The 18388-nt window shown below is 40.3% G+C and carries 13 protein-coding genes, 1 tRNA gene and 2 pseudogenes; 3 read left to right on the top strand and 13 right to left on the bottom strand.

Translation table 11 applies throughout. The annotated features are described in order from the left end of the window. Positions 1 to 2 precede the first annotated feature (2 nt). From nusA to rlmE, 7 genes and pseudogenes are all read right to left on the bottom strand, one after another. On the bottom strand, positions 3 to 1487 hold the full coding sequence (gene nusA / locus L0B53_RS09450; protein WP_235061812.1) for a transcription termination factor NusA: 1485 nt from the start codon (positions 1485 to 1487) through the stop codon (positions 3 to 5). A 20-nt stretch (positions 1488 to 1507) separates the two neighbouring features. Next, the gene (gene rimP, locus L0B53_RS09445) at positions 1508 to 1963 is read right to left on the bottom strand and encodes a ribosome maturation factor RimP (protein ID WP_235061811.1); all 456 of its coding nucleotides are present in this window, start codon (positions 1961 to 1963) and stop codon (positions 1508 to 1510) included. Between the two features lie 414 nt (positions 1964 to 2377). After that, positions 2378 to 2464 (bottom strand) — tRNA-Leu (locus L0B53_RS09440). A 12-nt stretch (positions 2465 to 2476) separates the two neighbouring features. After that, positions 2477 to 2824 carry a preprotein translocase subunit SecG gene (gene secG / locus L0B53_RS09435; protein ID WP_235061810.1) on the bottom strand — a complete coding sequence of 116 codons (348 nt, stop codon included), beginning with the start codon at positions 2822 to 2824 and terminating at the stop codon, positions 2477 to 2479. 260 nt (positions 2825 to 3084) lie between these two features. Then, on the bottom strand, positions 3085 to 3921 hold the full coding sequence (folP, locus tag L0B53_RS09430) for a dihydropteroate synthase (RefSeq protein WP_235061809.1): 837 nt from the start codon (positions 3919 to 3921) through the stop codon (positions 3085 to 3087). A 181-nt stretch (positions 3922 to 4102) separates the two neighbouring features. Continuing rightward, positions 4103 to 6040: an ATP-dependent zinc metalloprotease FtsH gene (gene ftsH, locus L0B53_RS09425; protein WP_235061808.1), complete on the bottom strand. Its 1938-nt coding sequence runs from the start codon at positions 6038 to 6040 to the stop codon at positions 4103 to 4105. A 49-nt stretch (positions 6041 to 6089) separates the two neighbouring features. After that, positions 6090 to 6658 (bottom strand): annotated as a pseudogene (gene rlmE / locus L0B53_RS09420) (23S rRNA (uridine(2552)-2'-O)-methyltransferase RlmE). A gap of 193 nt (positions 6659 to 6851) precedes the next feature. On the opposite strand from rlmE, the gene yhbY reads away from it, so the two are divergent. Continuing rightward, a complete protein-coding gene (yhbY, locus tag L0B53_RS09415) occupies positions 6852 to 7148 on the top strand; it encodes a ribosome assembly RNA-binding protein YhbY (protein WP_235061807.1) in 297 nt (98 codons plus the stop codon). A gap of 136 nt (positions 7149 to 7284) precedes the next feature. On the opposite strand, the gene greA is transcribed toward yhbY, so the two are convergent. Both greA and L0B53_RS09405 read right to left on the bottom strand, forming a co-directional pair. Continuing rightward, the gene (greA, locus tag L0B53_RS09410) at positions 7285 to 7758 is read right to left on the bottom strand and encodes a transcription elongation factor GreA (RefSeq protein ID WP_235061806.1); all 474 of its coding nucleotides are present in this window, start codon (positions 7756 to 7758) and stop codon (positions 7285 to 7287) included. Between the two features lie 519 nt (positions 7759 to 8277). Continuing rightward, positions 8278 to 9357 carry a porin gene (locus tag L0B53_RS09405; protein ID WP_235061805.1) on the bottom strand — a complete coding sequence of 360 codons (1080 nt, stop codon included), beginning with the start codon at positions 9355 to 9357 and terminating at the stop codon, positions 8278 to 8280. Positions 9358 to 9780: 423 nt separating this feature from the next. On the opposite strand from L0B53_RS09405, the gene L0B53_RS09400 reads away from it, so the two are divergent. Together L0B53_RS09400 and dacB are read left to right on the top strand one after the other, a co-directional pair. Then, positions 9781 to 10029 (top strand): hypothetical protein, encoded by a 249-nt coding sequence (locus L0B53_RS09400; RefSeq protein WP_235061804.1) that lies wholly within the window; start codon positions 9781 to 9783, stop codon positions 10027 to 10029. Continuing rightward, positions 9963 to 11243: a D-alanyl-D-alanine carboxypeptidase/D-alanyl-D-alanine-endopeptidase gene (gene dacB / locus L0B53_RS09395; protein WP_311197318.1), complete on the top strand. Its 1281-nt coding sequence runs from the start codon at positions 9963 to 9965 to the stop codon at positions 11241 to 11243. The genes L0B53_RS09400 and dacB overlap by 67 nt, the downstream gene beginning before the upstream one ends. 137 nt (positions 11244 to 11380) lie before the next feature. Here dacB and carB read toward each other — a convergent pair. From carB to ispH, 4 genes and pseudogenes are all read right to left on the bottom strand, one after another. Next, positions 11381 to 14607, bottom strand: a pseudogene (gene carB / locus L0B53_RS09390) (carbamoyl-phosphate synthase large subunit). Between the two features lie 16 nt (positions 14608 to 14623). Beyond that, positions 14624 to 15763, bottom strand: a complete 1140-nt coding sequence (gene carA, locus L0B53_RS09385) for a glutamine-hydrolyzing carbamoyl-phosphate synthase small subunit (RefSeq protein WP_235061803.1) — start codon at positions 15761 to 15763, stop codon at positions 14624 to 14626. A gap of 517 nt (positions 15764 to 16280) precedes the next feature. After that, positions 16281 to 17090: a 4-hydroxy-tetrahydrodipicolinate reductase gene (dapB, locus tag L0B53_RS09380; RefSeq protein ID WP_235061802.1), complete on the bottom strand. Its 810-nt coding sequence runs from the start codon at positions 17088 to 17090 to the stop codon at positions 16281 to 16283. Between the two features lie 343 nt (positions 17091 to 17433). Then, the gene (gene ispH, locus L0B53_RS09375) at positions 17434 to 18381 is read right to left on the bottom strand and encodes a 4-hydroxy-3-methylbut-2-enyl diphosphate reductase (RefSeq protein ID WP_235061801.1); all 948 of its coding nucleotides are present in this window, start codon (positions 18379 to 18381) and stop codon (positions 17434 to 17436) included. Between the last annotated feature and the right edge of the window lie 7 nt (positions 18382 to 18388).

Genomic DNA, 18388 nt, shown 5'->3' with positions numbered 1-18388 from the left:
TATTAATCGTTAAACCAACAGATGTTACGAGCAGCCATAATTAATGCGCCAGCTTTCTCTTCCGTTAAGTCTTCGATATCCATTAGGTCATCTGTTGCTTGTTCAGCTAAGGCTTCAAGATCAGCAATACCTTTTGCAGCAAGTTTAAATGCTAAATCACGCTCTAGACCTTCAAGGCTTAGTAGGTCTTCAGCTGGCTCTAAACCATCAAATGATTCTTCTTGTGCAAGTGCTAACGTCGTCAATGCTTCTTTTGCACGAGAACGTAGCTCATTTGCTAAATCTTCGTCTAAACCATCAATCGTTAATAGCTCAGAAAGAGGAACGTAAGCAATCTCTTCTAGTGTTGTGAAGCCTTCTTCTACTAATAACGTTGCAAAATCATCTTCAATAGATAGATGTTTAACAAACGCATCAATAGAACCTTGAGCTTCTTCTTGGTGTTTCTTATGTAGCTCTTCAACGGTCATCACGTTTAGTTCCCAACCCGTTAGTTGAGAAGCTAAGCGTACATTTTGACCGCTACGACCAATGGCTTGAGCTAGGTTGTCAGCTTCTACTGCGACATCCATTGTATTGTTATCTTCATCAACAATAATTGATGCAACTTCTGCGGGTGCCATTGCGTTAATAACAAGTTGCGCTGGGTTATCATCCCAAAGTACGATATCAATACGCTCACCGCCTAGTTCACCAGAAACGGCTTGAACACGAGCGCCACGCATACCAACACAAGCACCGATTGGATCAATACGCTTATCGTTTGTCTTCACGGCAATTTTTGCACGAGAACCTGGATCACGAGCAGCCGCTTTAAGCTCAATCATCTCTTCGCCAATTTCAGGCACTTCCACTCGGAATAACTCGATTAACATCTCAGACTTAGAACGAGTCATAAACAACTGGAAACCGCGAGCTTCAGGGCGTACTGCGTACAAAAGACCACGAACTCGGTCACCTGGACGGAAGTTTTCACGAGGAAGTTGATCATCACGTTGGATAACGGCTTCTGCGTTGTTACCAAGGTCAACAATCACTGCATCACGGTTTACTTTTTTAACGATACCGGTAATTAGCTCACCTTCGTTATCAATAAACTGCTCAACAATCATCATACGTTCAGCTTCACGAACTTTTTGTACGATAACTTGCTTCGCTGTTTGAGTCGCAATACGGTCAAACTTCACTGAATCAATTTGATCTTCAACGAAACCACCTAGCTCTGCCGTTTCATCATCAAAAACCGCAGCATCTAGTGTCATTTCCAATGTTGGTTGTGTTACTTCATTCACAATAACCCAACGACGGAAGGTATCGAAATCACCGGTTTTACGGTCGATCTCTACACGGACTTCAACTTCAGATTCGTACTTTTTCTTAGTTGCTGTTGCTAATGCTATCTCTAACGCTTCAAAGATCTTCTCACGAGGAACACCTTTTTCATTAGATACCGCTTCAACAACGGCTAATATTTCTTTGTTGTTCATGATTAAATGCCTTATTAACCTTAAAACTTCGGTACTAGGTTTGCGTTAGAGATATTACTAAGCGCAAATTCTTGTAATCCACCATCCACATCAAGGGTGATTGTTTCACCTTCTACAGCAGTGATAATACCTTTCCACTTACGACGATTATCCATCGCCATCTTTAATACGATTAACACTTCACTTTCGATGAACTGTTGATAATGCTCCACTTTAAATAGTGGACGCTCAAGACCTGGAGAAGATACCTCTAAGCTATATGCTACTGTAATTGGATCTTCAACATCCATAACAGCGCTAACTTGATGACTTACTTCTGCACAACCGTCTACGGTAATGCCGTCTGGATGGTCAATATAAACACGTAACGTAGAGTGCTGACCTGCACGAATAAATTCAACGCCTACTAATTCAAAACCTAAAGCAATAACTGGAGATTCCAGCATTTCTGTAAGTTGTCTCTCTAAACCCGTCATTTATAACCCCTAAAAACAAAAAAAGGGCCTTTATTAAGCCCAGTTGGTACCCGAATGGTCAGTTTCAGATAATAAAAAACCCCAAATTGGGGCTCTATATAACTGGACCCTGATAGCTGACTGTCTTAGAGTATAACGCTAAAACAGACACTTGGTCATGACTCTAAAAAAAAGATTTAACTCTTTAAATTTAAGAGAGATAACGCAATGCAATCAAACCCAACAAGATTCATTCGATTACAAATTATTTTATTATGATTATCAATATGGCGATGCTTATTGTAAATGAGCAGCAGAGATAACAACAATAAAAATCAAATTCGCAGTCAAAAATGCGCGCGAATTATACCGCTAACGGTAGTTTTCTTCAAGAAAAAAGGAGAAATCATCGCTGATTTCTCCTTCTTAAAAGTATGGTGCCGAGAGCGGGACTTGAACCCGCACGCCTAAAAAGACTCTACCCCCTCAAGATAGCGTGTCTACCAATTCCACCACCTCGGCTTAACTCTTTAATTACTGAGGAATATCACTATTCGGTGCAGCTGGAGCTGCTGGTGTTTCCGCAGTTTTCTCAACAGACTGAGTTGTCGCCGGTTGAGTCAAATTTTCCCAACCTGATTCCACATCACCATGGTTAGTGCTTAAGTTGCCAAGCGCCAAACTAATGATAAAGAAAACGGTTGCTGATACAGCTGTCATTCGGGTTAAAAAGTTTCCAGAGCCGCCAGCGCCAAATACTGTATTTGATGCACCAGCCCCAAATGAGGCTCCCATGTCTGCGCCTTTACCTTGCTGAACCAAAACTAGGCCAATTACTGCCAGTGCGGCCAACAGGTAAATCACAAGTAGAATTTCGTACATTTGTTCCACCTATGTTCCAATTTGTTGAGCCAGCTTCATCTTAATTCGACAGGCCAGCGAGCACTCCCACGAGAGAGACCGATGCATACTAACGAAAGAATCGTTGTATCTCAAGTAGATTTGCTAAAAAAAAGCAAGATTAATGTTAACTGTACAACAAAACAGCAATATCACTCTATTTTTAAAGAATTGTCTTTTAAAAGAGAGTCTTTGCTTCCCTGCTTGCTTAAGTATTTGCATCGTTTAATTTAATCAGCACTCTATTCATTTAATTGTTCTTGAGTCGCTCGGCAAATGGCTAATGCATCCAATGTCTCTTTTGCATCATGGACTCGGATTATCTGAGCCCCTTTTAATGCCGCGATGGTTGCACAAGTTACACTGCCAATTAAGCTTTTCTGAGGTGTTGTCTCTAATAAATTATAGATCATCGACTTCCGAGACATACCAACCAATAAAGGTAAACCAAAACGATGAAACTGTTCTAATTTTGCCAATATTTGATAATTATGCGCCAAAGTTTTACCAAAGCCAAAACCAGGATCTAATAGCAGCTGACTCTTGTCGATTCCCACGGCTTGGCATGCGGTTACTCGTTCTGTTAAAAAATCAGAAACATCATCAATAATTGAGTAATAATCTGGATTATCTTGCATATTTTTTGGTGAACCTTTCATATGCATTAAACAGACAGGAACCCCCATTTCAGCAGCCACTTGTAGCGCATTAGGCTCCTGCAGTGCACGAACATCATTGATCAGATCCGCACCTGCATTCACAGCATGTCTCATCACATCAGCTTTACTGGTATCGATGGAAATCCAATGATCAAAACGTTGATTTAATGCTTCAATAATCGGAATGACACGATCTAACTCTTGCTGTAATGAGACTTCATCAGCACCTGGACGTGTTGACTCACCACCGATATCCAATAAAGAGACACCAGCCTTAACCATGGACTCTGCATGATAGAGTGCATGATCTAGCTGATTAAATTTACCACCATCAGAGAAAGAGTCAGGTGTTACATTAATAATGCCCATAACATGACTTTGCGTTAAATTTAATGATTTTTTTTTGCTGATTAAATTCACTCTGTTGCTCTCCTTATCCTTATTAAATCAATACCTTTTCATTTACTATCAACTAAAAACCACAATGACTCGGTATACATAATTATTTCGGCTGAATATTTCCTAACCAACCATAACAAAAAACCCCACTATAATAGCGGGGTTTTTATCAATCACAATTCAATGTTAAGCGATTACACGATTATGCGTCTGGCTTATCATTTGAATCTGATTTACTCTCTTCAGCTTGAGGCTCTGCTTTAGCTTCTGGTTCGGTTTTAGGTGCTTCTTGAGCTGGCTTAGCCGTGCTCTCTTCACCCCAACCTTGTGGATCTCTAATTTCAGTTTTACGTTCCATCAAATCTTCAATTTGACCAGCATCGATGGTTTCAAACTTCATTAGTGCATCTTTCATGCTATGCATGATATCCATGTTATCCATCAAGATTTGGCGTGCACGTTCATAGTTACGGTCAACCAGAATCTTAATTTCAGCATCAATCAGCTTAGCTGTGTCATCAGACATATGCATTGATTTTGATGATGAACGTCCCATGAAGACTTCACCCTCTTCTTCAGCATATAGCATTGGACCTAACTTCTCAGAGAAGCCCCACTGAGTCACCATCTTACGGGCAATTTCAGTTGCTCGTTCGATATCGTTTGATGCACCAGTAGAAACCTTATCAACACCATAGATAATCTCTTCCGCTAAACGGCCACCATAAAGGCTTGAAATCATCGACTCTAAATGCTGACGAGACATGCTAACACGATCTTGTTCTGGTAAGTACATGGTTACACCAAGGGCACGGCCACGAGGAATAATCGATACTTTATAAACAGGGTCATGTTCTGGCACTAGACGACCAACAATTGCGTGACCTGCTTCGTGGTAAGCGGTTGAAGCTTTAACTTCTTCAGACATAACCATTGATTTGCGCTCAGCACCCATCATGATCTTATCTTTTGCTAATTCAAACTCAACCATAGAAACAACACGCTTGTTACTACGTGCAGCAAATAGTGCCGCTTCATTCACAAGGTTGGCTAAATCAGCACCAGAGAAGCCCGGAGTACCACGTGCAATTAAGTCTGGAGCAACATCGTTACTCACTGGAACTTTACGCATGTGAACTTTCAGAATCTGCTCACGACCACGTACATCTGGAAGACCAACCACAACTTGACGGTCAAAACGACCCGGACGAAGTAATGCAGGGTCAAGTACGTCTGGACGGTTGGTTGCAGCGATAACGATAATACCTTCATTACCTTCAAAGCCATCCATCTCAACCAGCATCTGGTTCAATGTCTGCTCACGTTCATCGTGACCACCACCAACACCAGCACCACGTTGACGACCGACTGCATCGATCTCATCGATAAAGATGATACAAGGTGCAGATTTTTTCGCTTGTTCGAACATGTCACGCACACGAGATGCACCAACACCAACAAACATTTCAACGAAATCTGAACCTGAAATAGTAAAGAATGGAACCTTCGCTTCACCAGCAATCGCTTTTGCTAATAATGTCTTACCCGTACCTGGAGGACCGACAAGTAGAATACCTGTTGGGATTTTACCACCCAGCTTCTGGAAACGGCTTGGATCACGTAGATAATCAACAAGCTCTTTAACATCTTCTTTTGCTTCATCACAGCCAGCAACATCCGCAAATGTTGTCTTGATCTGCTCTTCAGACATCATGCGCGCTTTACTCTTACCAAACGACATAGCGCCTTTACCGCCACCGCCGCCTTGCATTTGACGCATGAAGAAGATCCAAACACCAATCAGTAGCAGCATTGGGAACCAAGAGATAAAGATTGATGCCAATACGCTTGGCTTCTCTGGTGGTACACCAATTACGCGAACTTTAGCGCTAATTAGATCATCAAGTAATTTAGGATCTTGAGCTACAGGCATGTAGGTAACATAACGAGTATTATCACGTTTTTGCACGTGAATCTCTCGCCCGTCAAACTTTACTTCCTGTAATTGCTGTTGACCAATCTCATTTACAAATGTTGTATAGTCAGTACGGTTTCCATTATTGTCATTTGGACCAAAGCTTTGGAAAACCGACATCAATACAACGGCTATTACTAGCCACAAAATTAAATTTTTTGCCATGTCACTCAAGGTGTTAGCCTCGCGAAAACTAAAAGATATGAATAGGGTACTACAGTTTAAAACCTGTAGCTACAATATAGACCTCACGAGAACGAGCTCGCGATGAATCTGGTTTACGGATCTTTACTACATTAAACATACTTCGAACTTCATTCAAGTATTGATCAAAGCCTTCGCCCTGAAAAACCTTTACAACAAAGCTCCCTTTTGGTGCCAAAACTTGACGACACATATCTAATGCTAGTTCAATAAGATATAAAGCTCTAGGTTGATCTATCGCTACATTTCCACTCATGTTTGGTGCCATATCAGACATTACAACATCAACCTTGTTAGGTTCAATACGTTGTAGTAGTGCATCTAACACCGCTTCTTCGCGAAAATCACCTTGTAGAAAACTAACACCTGCGATGGAGTCCATCGGCAGAATATCACAAGCGATGACTTGTCCTTCATCACCAACTGTTTTAGCTGAATATTGAGACCACCCACCAGGAGCTGCCCCCAAATCAACAACTAACATGCCTGGTTTCAGCAGCTTATCTTTTTTTGAATCTCTTCAATCTTAAAGATAGCCCGAGAACGATAGCCTTTTTTCTGAGCTTCTTGGACGTAAATATCATCAAAATGTTCTTTTAACCAACGTCCAGAGCTGGCTGAATGCTTTTTTTACTCATTTATTACCTAATAAAGCAAATATAGATGCAAACAAAAAATTAGTCATCCATGATAGATGGGGTTAGAATACTAACTTTTCAACCCTTGTTAATAAACTTAGTTAATAAACTTAGTTTAAATCTATCGAGTTATTATGAACCTTAGTACCAAACAAAAGCAGTTTTTAAAGGGCCTTGCTCACGATCTTAAGCCTGTAGTATTAATGGGTGCAAACGGTCTAACTGAAGCGGTTATCGCTGAGATCGAAATTGCCCTAAACTACCATGAACTGATTAAGATAAAAGTTGCCGCCGAAGAGCGCGAAACTAAGCACTTAATTGTTGATGCTATCATTCGTGAAACAGAAGCTGAAAAAGTTCAAGTCATCGGTAAAACATTGGTGTTATATCGCCAATCTGAAGACAAGAAAATCGAGCTGCCACGTAAATAAACTGATGCTATTTGTTATCCAACAGGTAACTTATCATATTGTTTATCATCACTATACAAAAGAAGGTCGCTTGCGACCTTCTTTCATTATAACCTAAGTTTTTAATATTTTAGCGTCTGAAATTGATTTATATCAACTATATATATTCAACCGCATCAATTTCAAACTCTTTTACACCACCAGGGGTCGTAATTGTCACTTCATCCCCTTCCATTTTGCCGATTAAACCACGTGCAATTGGAGAGTTAATTGAGATTAAGTTCTTCTTAATATCTGCTTCATCATCACCGACAATACGATAGGTCACTTCATCTTCAGTATTCACATCAACAAGTGAAACCGTTGTTCCAAAGATCACTTTTCCGTTGTTATTCATCTTAGTGACGTCAATAACCTGCATATTTGACAGTTTATATTCGATATCTCTGATTTGAGCTTCACACACACCCTGCTCTTCACGTGCTGCGTGATATTCAGCATTCTCTTTTAAATCACCTAGCTCACGTGCTTCACCAATAGCAGCAGAGATAATAGGACGTAGCTTCATTAGACGCTCAAGCTCTTCTCTTAGCTTTAGCTCGCCCTTCACAGTCATTGGGATGCGTTCCATAATTTTTTAACCTCAAAGCTTAACTGGCTCTATAAATAAGCCAATTTAGAAAAAAAGAATACCGACCTACTTTCAGTAAGTTGGCTAATTTATCTATTTATTACTAATAAATTCGATGATTGATAGTTATTCTAAACAAAGTTGACATTAAGATCACCTCCAATTCAGAATAAAAATTATATCTCTATTTTATAATCTTACAGGAGGCAATGGTTAAAAAAGCCCTCTACGACCACCGTTGCATAATATGACGTCAAAGAGCAAAGGTATATAAAGGTAGGATAACCAATTCAATGAGGCAACTCTAAACAATGCCCTCCTCTATATTTGGATCAATTAGGTTGTTTATTATTAGTCACTCCAACGATTTTAGCGATAAAAAGTGGAACTAGAGATAGAGATAAAAATAGGGATAATAATAAGAATAGAGATAATACCAAGATCGAAAAAGCCACCGCATAGTGCAGTGGCTCAAAAGTATAAGGTGCTTAAATTTACACTTTTAAATCTAGAAACATCTTAGAATGTGAAGTAAACACCCATGATACCAAATTGTTGAGTGGTATCTTCTTGATCAATATCGTAGTCGTAATTTGCTTGAGAGTATTCAACAAATGCCGTTAGGTTGTTAGTGATTTGGTAATCCGTACCGACAGTAAAGAAGCTCAAATCAGTATCACCTTGAGATAGCTCGTTACCCTCGGTATCAACAGCATCAGCCGATGCTAAACCGCCAGAGAAGTAAACGCGAGCATTTTGAATTTGGTAGGCAGCTGATAGACCGACTTGATTACCTTCGGCATTATCAGCATTAGCCGATTCACCATTAGCAAAACCATAACCTTCAAATGCGACATAGTTTACTTTCGCAGAGAAGTTACCAATCGCATAACCGACAGCAACACCGGTGTTATAGTAATCAACATCAGCAACCTTTTGACCACCTTGGTATGTTGCACCTACTGTAAACCCTGCAATATCATATTCGGCAGAGATACCATAGCTCTGGTCAACATCAGTATCTTGGTTAAAATAAGTATCAGCAACAACGGTTACACCAGCTACTTTACCTTTAACACCGATAGCGTGACCACGAGACTCAACAGAAGCTGCGTTATAGTCATCCATGAAACCTAAACCTTCATTGGTGTTATCGATAGTAATTGCATCTAAAGAGTCACCCACATCACCAATCTCACCAGCCGCAGCAACCCAGTTGTCACCCATTGATAAAGCTACATAAACATCATCAGCTTTCATGCTGTTACCTTTATCTTCACTTAGGTCTGCGTTAGATAAGTTGTACTTAGAGAATGGGTTCGAATAACCAGAATCTGATTCAATTTCGAAAGAACCTTTTAAGCCAAAAGTATCATTGATCTTGTGGTTGATATCCATCTGGATTTTTGCCCACATATCAACATCAGCATCTAAGTCATCTTTTGCACCAGCTTCTGCACCATCGATACTAGACTTACTCATTGTTGCATCAATTTCACCTTTAAGGCCAACTGATGTTGTATCGTTTTGGTAGATGTTTGCTGCCATTGCGTTTGAAGCTGTTGCTGCGACTAAAAGTGCTAAAAGTGTTCTTTTCATCTTAAAATCCTATGACTACTATTTATGTAATTATTTATAATTTTTATCTATGCAACCTTGTAAAAAGTCGCTAGTTATAGGTATCGACTTGTTATTATTATTATCGATAACTAATATTCCGTTTCCTTGTTGAGATGAAATATGCATGGATTCAAAACTAAAAACACAAAAGTTCCGTAAAAGATCGTGAAAAAATGTTTTTTTATATAAAAAATAACTAAAAAGGTGACCTGAATCCCAACTTTTGATTGACTTCGGCGCTATTCAGGTGTCGGTCAAGTAAAGAAATCAGAAAAAATACGCATCACTTCATCGATAAATGTTAGTTTTTAACTCAGAATTACGTCATTCTCATTTCTAAGCAAACCAAGAAAGAGTAAGGTAAACTATACTTTCGCTTCTTTTTCTGGATGGATTATCAATATGCAAACCTTTGCGAAGACTTTTTTTATCTTTTTAATCACGCTTTTTTCGGTAGTGAGTTATAGTTCAGCATCATCGAGAATCGATAATAGTCGATTAAATGAACTTGCAACGCGTCTTCCAGAAGGTAGTGATTTCGCCCTTATTGTGATGCCATTAACTCAACAAGTTGAAAAAAAACTATTGATGATCTCTACACAAGCCAACGTCAAAAGCTACTACCACCAGCCAGTACCCAAAAACTGCTGACGGCACTAGCAGCCAAACTCTATTTAGGGGAACAATTTCAATTCCAAACCTCACTGATTCCATTAGCTAACGATGATCTACAGCTACGTTTTAGTGGTGACCCGACGTTGACAAGCAAAGATATCCGAAAACTGTTTTCACAATATAAAGCTCAATATGGCAATGAAATTTTAGGGGATATTTGGTTAGATAACTCAGCATTTAGTGGTTATCAAAAAGCCAGTGGTTGGCCGTGGGATATTACTGGGGTTTGCTACAGTGCACCAAGCGCTGCAATTAGCCTTGACCATAACTGTGTTCAAGGAGCTATTTACAGTGATAATGCAGTTGGAAAGTTAACTCGAGTACATGTACCAGACTTTCAACCGATTACGGTAACCAGCACAGCGAAGATTACGGCCAAACAAGAAAATACACCTCAATCCCCCCAACCTGAATGCCAATTAGAACTCACTCCTTCCCCTGATAATCACTACTTAATTTCAGGCTGTTTACAACAACGAAAAAAACCGCTGCCTTTAAAATTTGCCATTCAAAATACAGAAAAATATAGCCAGTTTGTGATAAGTCGTGAACTAAAATCACTCAATATCCAATGGCGTGGTCATTTCAAATTAGGTCAGCCACATAGTGAATCAATAAACCAAGCAATCACTCACCACTCAGCACCGTTACCTGAGTTACTTTCTGTGATGCTAAAAAAGTCAGACAACCTTTATGCCGACAATATAACGAAAACTATCGGTGCGAGGTTTTATCAACAAGCAGGCACATTTAGTAATGGTATTGCTGCAATCAAAGCCATTTTACAACAACATCATATTGACCTAAGTAATGCGGTAATCGCTGATGGTTCAGGGCTTTCACGAAATAATCGCTTAACCGCCCAACAACTCAGTGACGTAATGAGCTATATCTATCACCATGACCAACAACTCAAACTGATCGATTTATTACCAGTTTCAGGAGTGAGCGGAACGTTAAAATATAGAAAGTCTATTAACCAAGCGCCATTTAAAGGTCAAATTCAAGGAAAGAGTGGCACTATCTACGGTAGCCATAACTTAGTCAGTATTGTTACGTCAAAAAATGGAGAAAAATACTTAGTGGTACAATTGGTGAGTAATTACTTCCCTTCTCAACCCGAAGAGCCAAGAAATTGGCAGTTAATTAATTTTGAGCAAAGCCTTTACCGCTCTCTAATTAATCATTAAATACAGACAGAAGAAGTAAACAGAAAAAAAGCCCCTTTAACTATCGCAAGTTAAAGGGGCTTTTTTGTGGCTTAAATTAAGAGCTGATTAAATCAGATTCAAACAGCGCTCATTAAGCATTGCCAAAGAAAGAGGCTTTATTTATTTGCTTCAATCTGAGCATGTAACTCTTGAACCGAAGTCACATTCGCACGTGCATCAGCGGTATGACCCATACAAGTAGCAAATGCTGCATTCAATGTCGTTGTATAGTTAACTTTTTCAGCAAGTGCGCCACGACGTAATACTTTTGAATCCTCAATCGCTTGACGACCCGCAGCAGTGTTGACGATATAGGTGTACTCATTATTCTTAATACGGTCAAGAATATGAGGGCGGCCTTCATGCACCTTGTTAACTAAACGTGGGTTGATACCTGCTTCACCAAGAACAATCGCGGTACCGTGTGTTGCATCTAACTGATAACCTAACTCAATTAACTTAGATGCGACATCAACTGCACGCTGCTTATCACCTTCACGCACAGAAAGCAGTGCGCGCCCCCTTCAGGATAAACATTGCCACAACCTAGCTCTGCTTTAGAGTAAGCTTCAGCAAACGTTGCACCAACCCCCATCACTTCACCTGTTGAGCGCATTTCTGGCCCTAACAATGGATCAACACCTGGGAATTTATTGAATGGTAACACCACTTCTTTTACTGAGTAATAAGGAGGAATAATCTCTTTAGTGAACCCTTGAGACTCTAAAGATTGTCCCGCCATGACGCGAGCTGCAATTTTCGCTAGTGGTGCGCCTGTTGCTTTTGATACAAATGGAACAGTACGCGCAGCACGTGGGTTAACTTCGATAAGATAAACTTCATTATCTTTAACTGCGAACTGGGTATTCATTAGTCCACGTACACCCAATTCAAATGCTAGTTTTTCAACTTGTTGACGCATTTTGTCTTGGATTTCTTGGCTCAATGTATAAGCTGGCAGTGAACATGCTGAGTCACCTGAGTGAACACCCGCTTGCTCGATATGCTCCATGATACCGCCGATAACCACGCGCTCTCCATCACAGATAGCATCGACATCAACTTCAACGGCATCATCTAGGAAGCTATCAAGAAGAACCGGTGATTCATTCGATACACTAACCGCTTCATTAAAGTAGCGACGTAGATCTTGCTCATCATAAACAATCTCCATCGCACGACCACCTAAGACATAAGATGGACGAACAACCAGAGGAAAGCCAATTTCACGTGACTTCTCAATCGCTTGCTCCATTGTTGTTACGGTTGCATTTTCTGGCTGTAATAAACCTAAACGGTCAACTGCGACTTGGAAACGCTCGCGATCTTCTGCTCGGTCGATAGCATCCGGACTTGTACCAATAATTGGAACACCAGCGGCTTCAAGTGCACGTGCCAATTTCAATGGCGTTTGACCACCGTATTGAACAATGACCCCTTTTGGTTTTTCAACACGAGCAATTGCCAATACATCTTCTAATGTTACAGGTTCAAAGTAGAGGCGATCTGACGTGTCATAATCGGTAGAAACAGTTTCAGGGTTACAGTTAACCATGATCGTTTCGTAACCATCTTCACGTAGAGCCAATGATGCATGAACACAGCAGTAATCAAATTCGATACCTTGACCAATTCGGTTAGGACCGCCGCCCAGAACCATGATCTTATCTTTATCGGTTGGGTTTGCTTCACACTCATCATCATACGATGAGTACATGTAAGCGGTATCTGAAGAGAATTCAGCAGCACAAGTATCAACGCGCTTATAGACTGGATGAATATCATGCTGGTCACGAAGACGACGAATTTCACTTTCAGCCACGCCAAGTAGCGCAGAAAGACGACTATCTGCAAAACCTTTACGTTTCATCATGTGAAGAACATCTTTGGTTAAGCTAGCAAAACCGCCCGCTTTAACTTGTTCTTCTAGACGTACAATCTCTTCAATCTGAACCAAGAACCAACGATCAATTTGAGTAAGATTAAAGATGCCATCCACTGACATACCTGCACGGAAAGCATCAGCGATATACCAAATACGTTCAGCACCCGCCTCTTTTAACTCATGACGAATGGTTGTTAATGCATCAGGAGCATCTAGATCGACCATTTCATCAAAGCCAGATACGCCAATTTCTAATCCGCGAAGTGCTTTATGTAAAGACTCTTGTTGGTTACGACCAATTGCCATTACTTCACCAACAGACTTCATTTGAGTTGTTAGTCGATCATTGGCACCGGCAAATTTCTCGAAGTTGAAGCGAGGGATCTTAGTGACAACATAATCGATAGTCGGCTCAAATGATGCTGGAGTTGCACCGCCAGTAATATCGTTCTGAAGTTCATCAAGGGTATAGCCAATCGCTAATTTCGCAGCGATTTTTGCAATTGGGAAGCCCGTTGCTTTAGAAGCAAGTGCAGAAGAACGTGAAACACGTGGATTCATCTCGATGATAACCATACGGCCATCTTCAGGATTAATACCAAACTGAACGTTAGAGCCACCCGTTTCAACACCGATTTCACGAAGTACCGCTAAAGATGCATTACGCATTAGCTGGTACTCTTTATCCGTTAATGTCTGAGCGGGTGCAACGGTAATGGAGTCACCGGTGTGGATTCCCATTGGGTCGAAGTTTTCAATGGCACAAACGATAATACAGTTATCTGCCTTATCTCGAACCACTTCCATCTCGTACTCTTTCCAACCGATAAGCGATTCATCAATCAGAAGCTCATTGGTTGGTGAAAGGTCAAGACCACGACGACAGATCTCTTCAAACTCTTCTTTATTATAAGCAATGCCGCCGCCTGTGCCGCCCATCGTAAATGAAGGACGAATAATACAAGGGAAGCCAACCATATCAAGAACGCCATAAGCTTGTTCCATGGTTTTTGCTGTATCGGCACGAGGACACTCAAGACCGATAGATTTCATTGCTTTATCGAAACGAGAACGATCTTCTGCTTTGTCGATTGCATCAGCGGTTGCACCGATCATTTCAACATTAAATTCAGCTAATACACCGTGCTTTTCAAGCTCAAGAGCACAGTTTAGTGCCGTCTGGCCACCCATAGTTGGAAGCACGGCATCTGGACGCTCTTTAGCGATAATATTGCGAACAACTTCCCACTCAATTGGTTCGATATAAGTCGCATCGGCCATATCAGGATCAGTCATAATCGTTGCAGGGTTAGAGTTAACAAGAATAACTCGGTAACCTTCTTCTCTTAATGCTTTACATGCTTGAGCACCAGAGTAATCAAACTCACACGCTTGACCGATAACAATTGGTCCTGCACCAAGGATTAGTATGCTTTTAATATCATTACGTTTAGGCATTTTTCAATTCTCTTTATTAGGCTTTAGCAGCTTTAATTAAATCAATAAAGTGGTCAAAAAGTGGCGCAGCATCATGCGGGCCTGGGCTTGCTTCTGGGTGACCTTGGAAACTAAATGCAGGCTTATCCGTACGGTGGATGCCTTGCAGTGTTCCATCAAACAATGATTTATGCGTCGCACGTAATGTTTCTGGAAGTGTTGCTTCATCCGCAGCAAAACCGTGGTTTTGGCTGGTGATCATCACAACATTTCGATCTAAATCTTTAACTGGGTGGTTGGCACCGTGATGGCCAAACTTCATCTTCACTGTTTTAGCGCCGCTTGCTAGGGCTAAAATTTGGTGACCTAAACAGATACCAAAGATAGGAAGATCTTTTTCTAAGAATACTTTTGTTGCTTCGATAGCGTAGTCACATGGTTCTGGATCACCAGGGCCATTTGATAAGAAAACACCATCAGGATTCATTGCTAATACTTCTTCTGCTGAAGTTTGAGCAGGAACCACAGTTAACCGACAACCGCGATCCACTAACATTCTTAAAATGTTACGTTTTGCACCAAAGTCATAAGCAACAACATGAAATGGCAATTCAGAATCAGGCTTCGCTTCAGGTAAGCCACCCGTTAATGTCCATGAACCTTGTTTCCACTGATACGCTTCTTTAGTGCTCACTTCTTTCGCTAAATCCATTCCTTTTAAACCCGGAAAAGCTTTGGCTTTTGCTAGTGCTAATTCTGAATCTAAATTATCACCTGCAAGAATACAGCCGCTTAATGCCCCTTTCTCACGCAATAAACGTGTTAATTTACGGGTATCAATATCAGCGATGCCAACAACATTTGAGGATTTAAGATAATCAGAGAGAGATTTTTCAGAGCGGAAATTACTAGCGATTAAAGGAAGGTCACGAATAATGAGGCCTTGAGCGTGGACAGATGAGGATTCACAGTCTTCGCTATTTGTTCCAGTATTGCCAATGTGGGGATAAGTGAGAGTCACGATTTGTTGAGAGTAGGAAGGATCAGTAAGAATTTCTTGATACCCTGTCATCGAGGTATTAAAAACAACTTCACCAATTGCCGCGCCATCAGCTCCGATGGATATACCTTTAAACACTGTCCCATCTTCTAGGACTAAAAGTGCTGAGTTAGTCAAAACAACCTCCAGTTGCATTAATCTTGCACATTCACTGAATAAATAACACTTATCCATTCTTATCGTTATGTCTTGCCATTTTTATCAAATTTTGACAAATTGCGCGAATTCTAGAGATCTTAGCTTTCTTTGTCAACAAGTGATAAAAGTTATTTTGCAATTAACTCCACCTTACAAGCCAAAAGAAATGAAAGCAATAAAAACAACACAAAAACAGATGAATACTTACAATATGAAATTAAAGTGATATTAAATAGAAAAAAACAAGAATGGAAATGAGATAAAAAACAAAACAAGGTAAAAAAGAAGGGACAAACGAAAGATAACAACCAATTTTACTTATTACAACTGGAAATTAGAACAAAAGGCTAAAAATAAGCAATAAACTAAAGTGAAAAAATCGGAACAAATCTTCACTAAATATTATATCACATCAATATAACATAATTAAAACACAACCAAAAATGCATACTTATGCATTTCTGGCTATTTTTTAATTTAGCCGTTTAAAGCAGAGTTAAAGTTGCTCTAAACCTAAAACATCCGTCATGTTATAAAGGCCTTTTGGTTGTGCTTGTAACCAAATAGCCGCTTTAACTGCACCATTTGCAAACGTCATTCGACTTGAAGCTTTATGAGAGATTTCAACTCGCTCACCAATATCAGCAAAAATAGCAGTATGCTCTCCGACAATATCACCCGCACGAATAGTAGCAAATCCGATCTCTTCTTGTTTACGTTCACCGGTAATACCTTGGCGAGCTGTAACCGCAACATCATTCAGATTTTTTCCCATCGCGCCAGCAATCGCTTCGCCCATTCCTAATGCAGTGCCAGAAGGTGCATCAACTTTATGACGGTGATGAGCCTCAACGATTTCTATATCACTATAATCACCCATAATTTTCGCGGCTTTTTCTAGTAACTTAAAAACGAGATTAACACCGACACTATAATTTGGAGCGAGCACGACTGGCGTCGTTAAAGCAAACTCTTCAATCTGCTTTTTCTCTTCATCACTAAAGCCTGTCGTTCCAATTACGACCATTTTTTGCTCTGCTGATGCTAAAGCAAGGTGAGTTAACGTCGTTTGTGGAGTTGTAAAATCAATAATAAGGTCAAATTGCTCACTCACAGAGGCTAAATCATCAACAATAGAGACATCTAAACAACCAACTCCAGCGAGTTCACCAGCATCTGCACCTATTAAAGTTGAACCTGGACGTTCACTTGCTGCTGCAACATAAGCACCTTCACTGTTTGTTACTGCTTCAATTAAATTACGTCCCATGCGACCAGCTGCGCCCGCAATTGCTATTCTTATCATTTCAATCTCCATAATATGATTACTTGTTCTCCTAGCTTTACTCTAACAACCTGAATCAAAAAATCTATACTAAATTACCCAATAACCAAAACTTTACCACTTAAGGTTGCTATATACCCAAAGTAATTGGCGTTGCTAGTAGGCGGCAAGTGAATGAGGCCCCATGAGTATAGGTTTTCTATATGATTCGGGCGAATGAATACAGCCAACAACCTAGCAACTTCAAGTAAGAAGGGTATAGAAGTCATATAAAAAAAGCCTCTGATCGATAATAGACAATCAGAGGCTCTCTTTAATATTCAATTTATCTTTGGTAGCTTAGTTAGCAAGCTCTCTTCGGAAGTTAAAGCTGCTTAACTTGCAATTCCTTTGGTACTTCGAAGAACATATTCTCTTCTCGTCCGGTTAGCTCTTCAACTTCACCACCAACCTGTTCTTTTATTCCGGCAATAATTTGATTCACTAACTCTTCAGGAGCAGATGCGCCAGCTGTCACACCAATGGTTTTACAACCCGAAAACCAACTTGCTTTTAAGTCGGTTGCACAATCGATAAGGTAACTAGACGTCCCTAACTTTTCTGCTAACTCTTTTAAGCGTGTGGAGTTTGATGAATTTTTCGATCCAACAACGACTAAGCAATCGCACTTTTCAGCCATTTCACGTACTGCATCTTGACGATTTTGCGTTGCATAGCAGATATCATCTTTACGTGGCCCTTGAATCGTTGGAAATACTCGACGTAACTCAGTAATAACATCAGCAGTTTCATCAACAGATAAGGTTGTTTGACTTACATAATGCAAATTATCCACTGATTTTACGGTATCAATAAGTTTGATGACATCGTCTGGCTTCTCGACTAAATACATTCCACCGACATCACTTTGATACTGTCCCATCGTACCTTCAACTTCTGGGTGTCCAGCATGACCAATTAAGATCACTTCTCCGCCTTTACGACTTGCGCGGGCAACTTCCATATGAACTTTAGTCACCAAAGGACAAGTTGCATCAAAAACCGTTAATTGACGAGCCTTCGCTTCTGCTCGAACTGCTTGAGAAACACCGTGGGCTGAAAAAATCACAATATTATCATCCGGCACTTCTGAGAGTTCTTCAACGAAAACAGCCCCTCTTTCTTTTAAGCCATCAACAACAAAACGATTATGTACAACTTCATGACGAACATAAATAGGAGGCTGATACATATCTAGCGCACGCTCGACAATACTGATTGCTCTATCTACGCCAGCACAAAAGCCGCGAGGGTTAGCGAGAACTATTTTCATGGGGGTT

Source organism: Vibrio sp. SS-MA-C1-2 (genome assembly GCF_021513135.1).
Classification (GTDB): domain Bacteria; phylum Pseudomonadota; class Gammaproteobacteria; order Enterobacterales; family Vibrionaceae.
Note: the sequence above shows the minus strand (reverse complement) of the source record. Positions and strands in the feature narration are given on the sequence as shown.

Bases quoted from the DNA above. Each gene is read 5' to 3' on its own strand.
- rimP (WP_235061811.1), bottom strand. From the start codon at position 1,963: ATGACGGGTTTAGAGAGACAACTTACAGAAATGCTGGAATCTCCAGTT.
- nusA (WP_235061812.1), bottom strand. From the start codon at position 1,487: ATGAACAACAAAGAAATATTAGCCGTTGTTGAAGCGGTATCTAATGAA.
- secG (WP_235061810.1), bottom strand. From the start codon at position 2,824: ATGTACGAAATTCTACTTGTGATTTACCTGTTGGCCGCACTGGCAGTA.
- ispH (WP_235061801.1), bottom strand. From the start codon at position 18,381: ATGAAAATAGTTCTCGCTAACCCTCGCGGCTTTTGTGCTGGCGTAGAT.
- dapB (WP_235061802.1), bottom strand. From the start codon at position 17,090: ATGATAAGAATAGCAATTGCGGGCGCAGCTGGTCGCATGGGACGTAAT.
- L0B53_RS09400 (WP_235061804.1), top strand. From the start codon at position 9,781: ATGCAAACCTTTGCGAAGACTTTTTTTATCTTTTTAATCACGCTTTTT.
- L0B53_RS09405 (WP_235061805.1), bottom strand. From the start codon at position 9,357: ATGAAAAGAACACTTTTAGCACTTTTAGTCGCAGCAACAGCTTCAAAC.
- ftsH (WP_235061808.1), bottom strand. From the start codon at position 6,040: ATGGCAAAAAATTTAATTTTGTGGCTAGTAATAGCCGTTGTATTGATG.
- greA (WP_235061806.1), bottom strand. From the start codon at position 7,758: ATGGAACGCATCCCAATGACTGTGAAGGGCGAGCTAAAGCTAAGAGAA.
- yhbY (WP_235061807.1), top strand. From the start codon at position 6,852: ATGAACCTTAGTACCAAACAAAAGCAGTTTTTAAAGGGCCTTGCTCAC.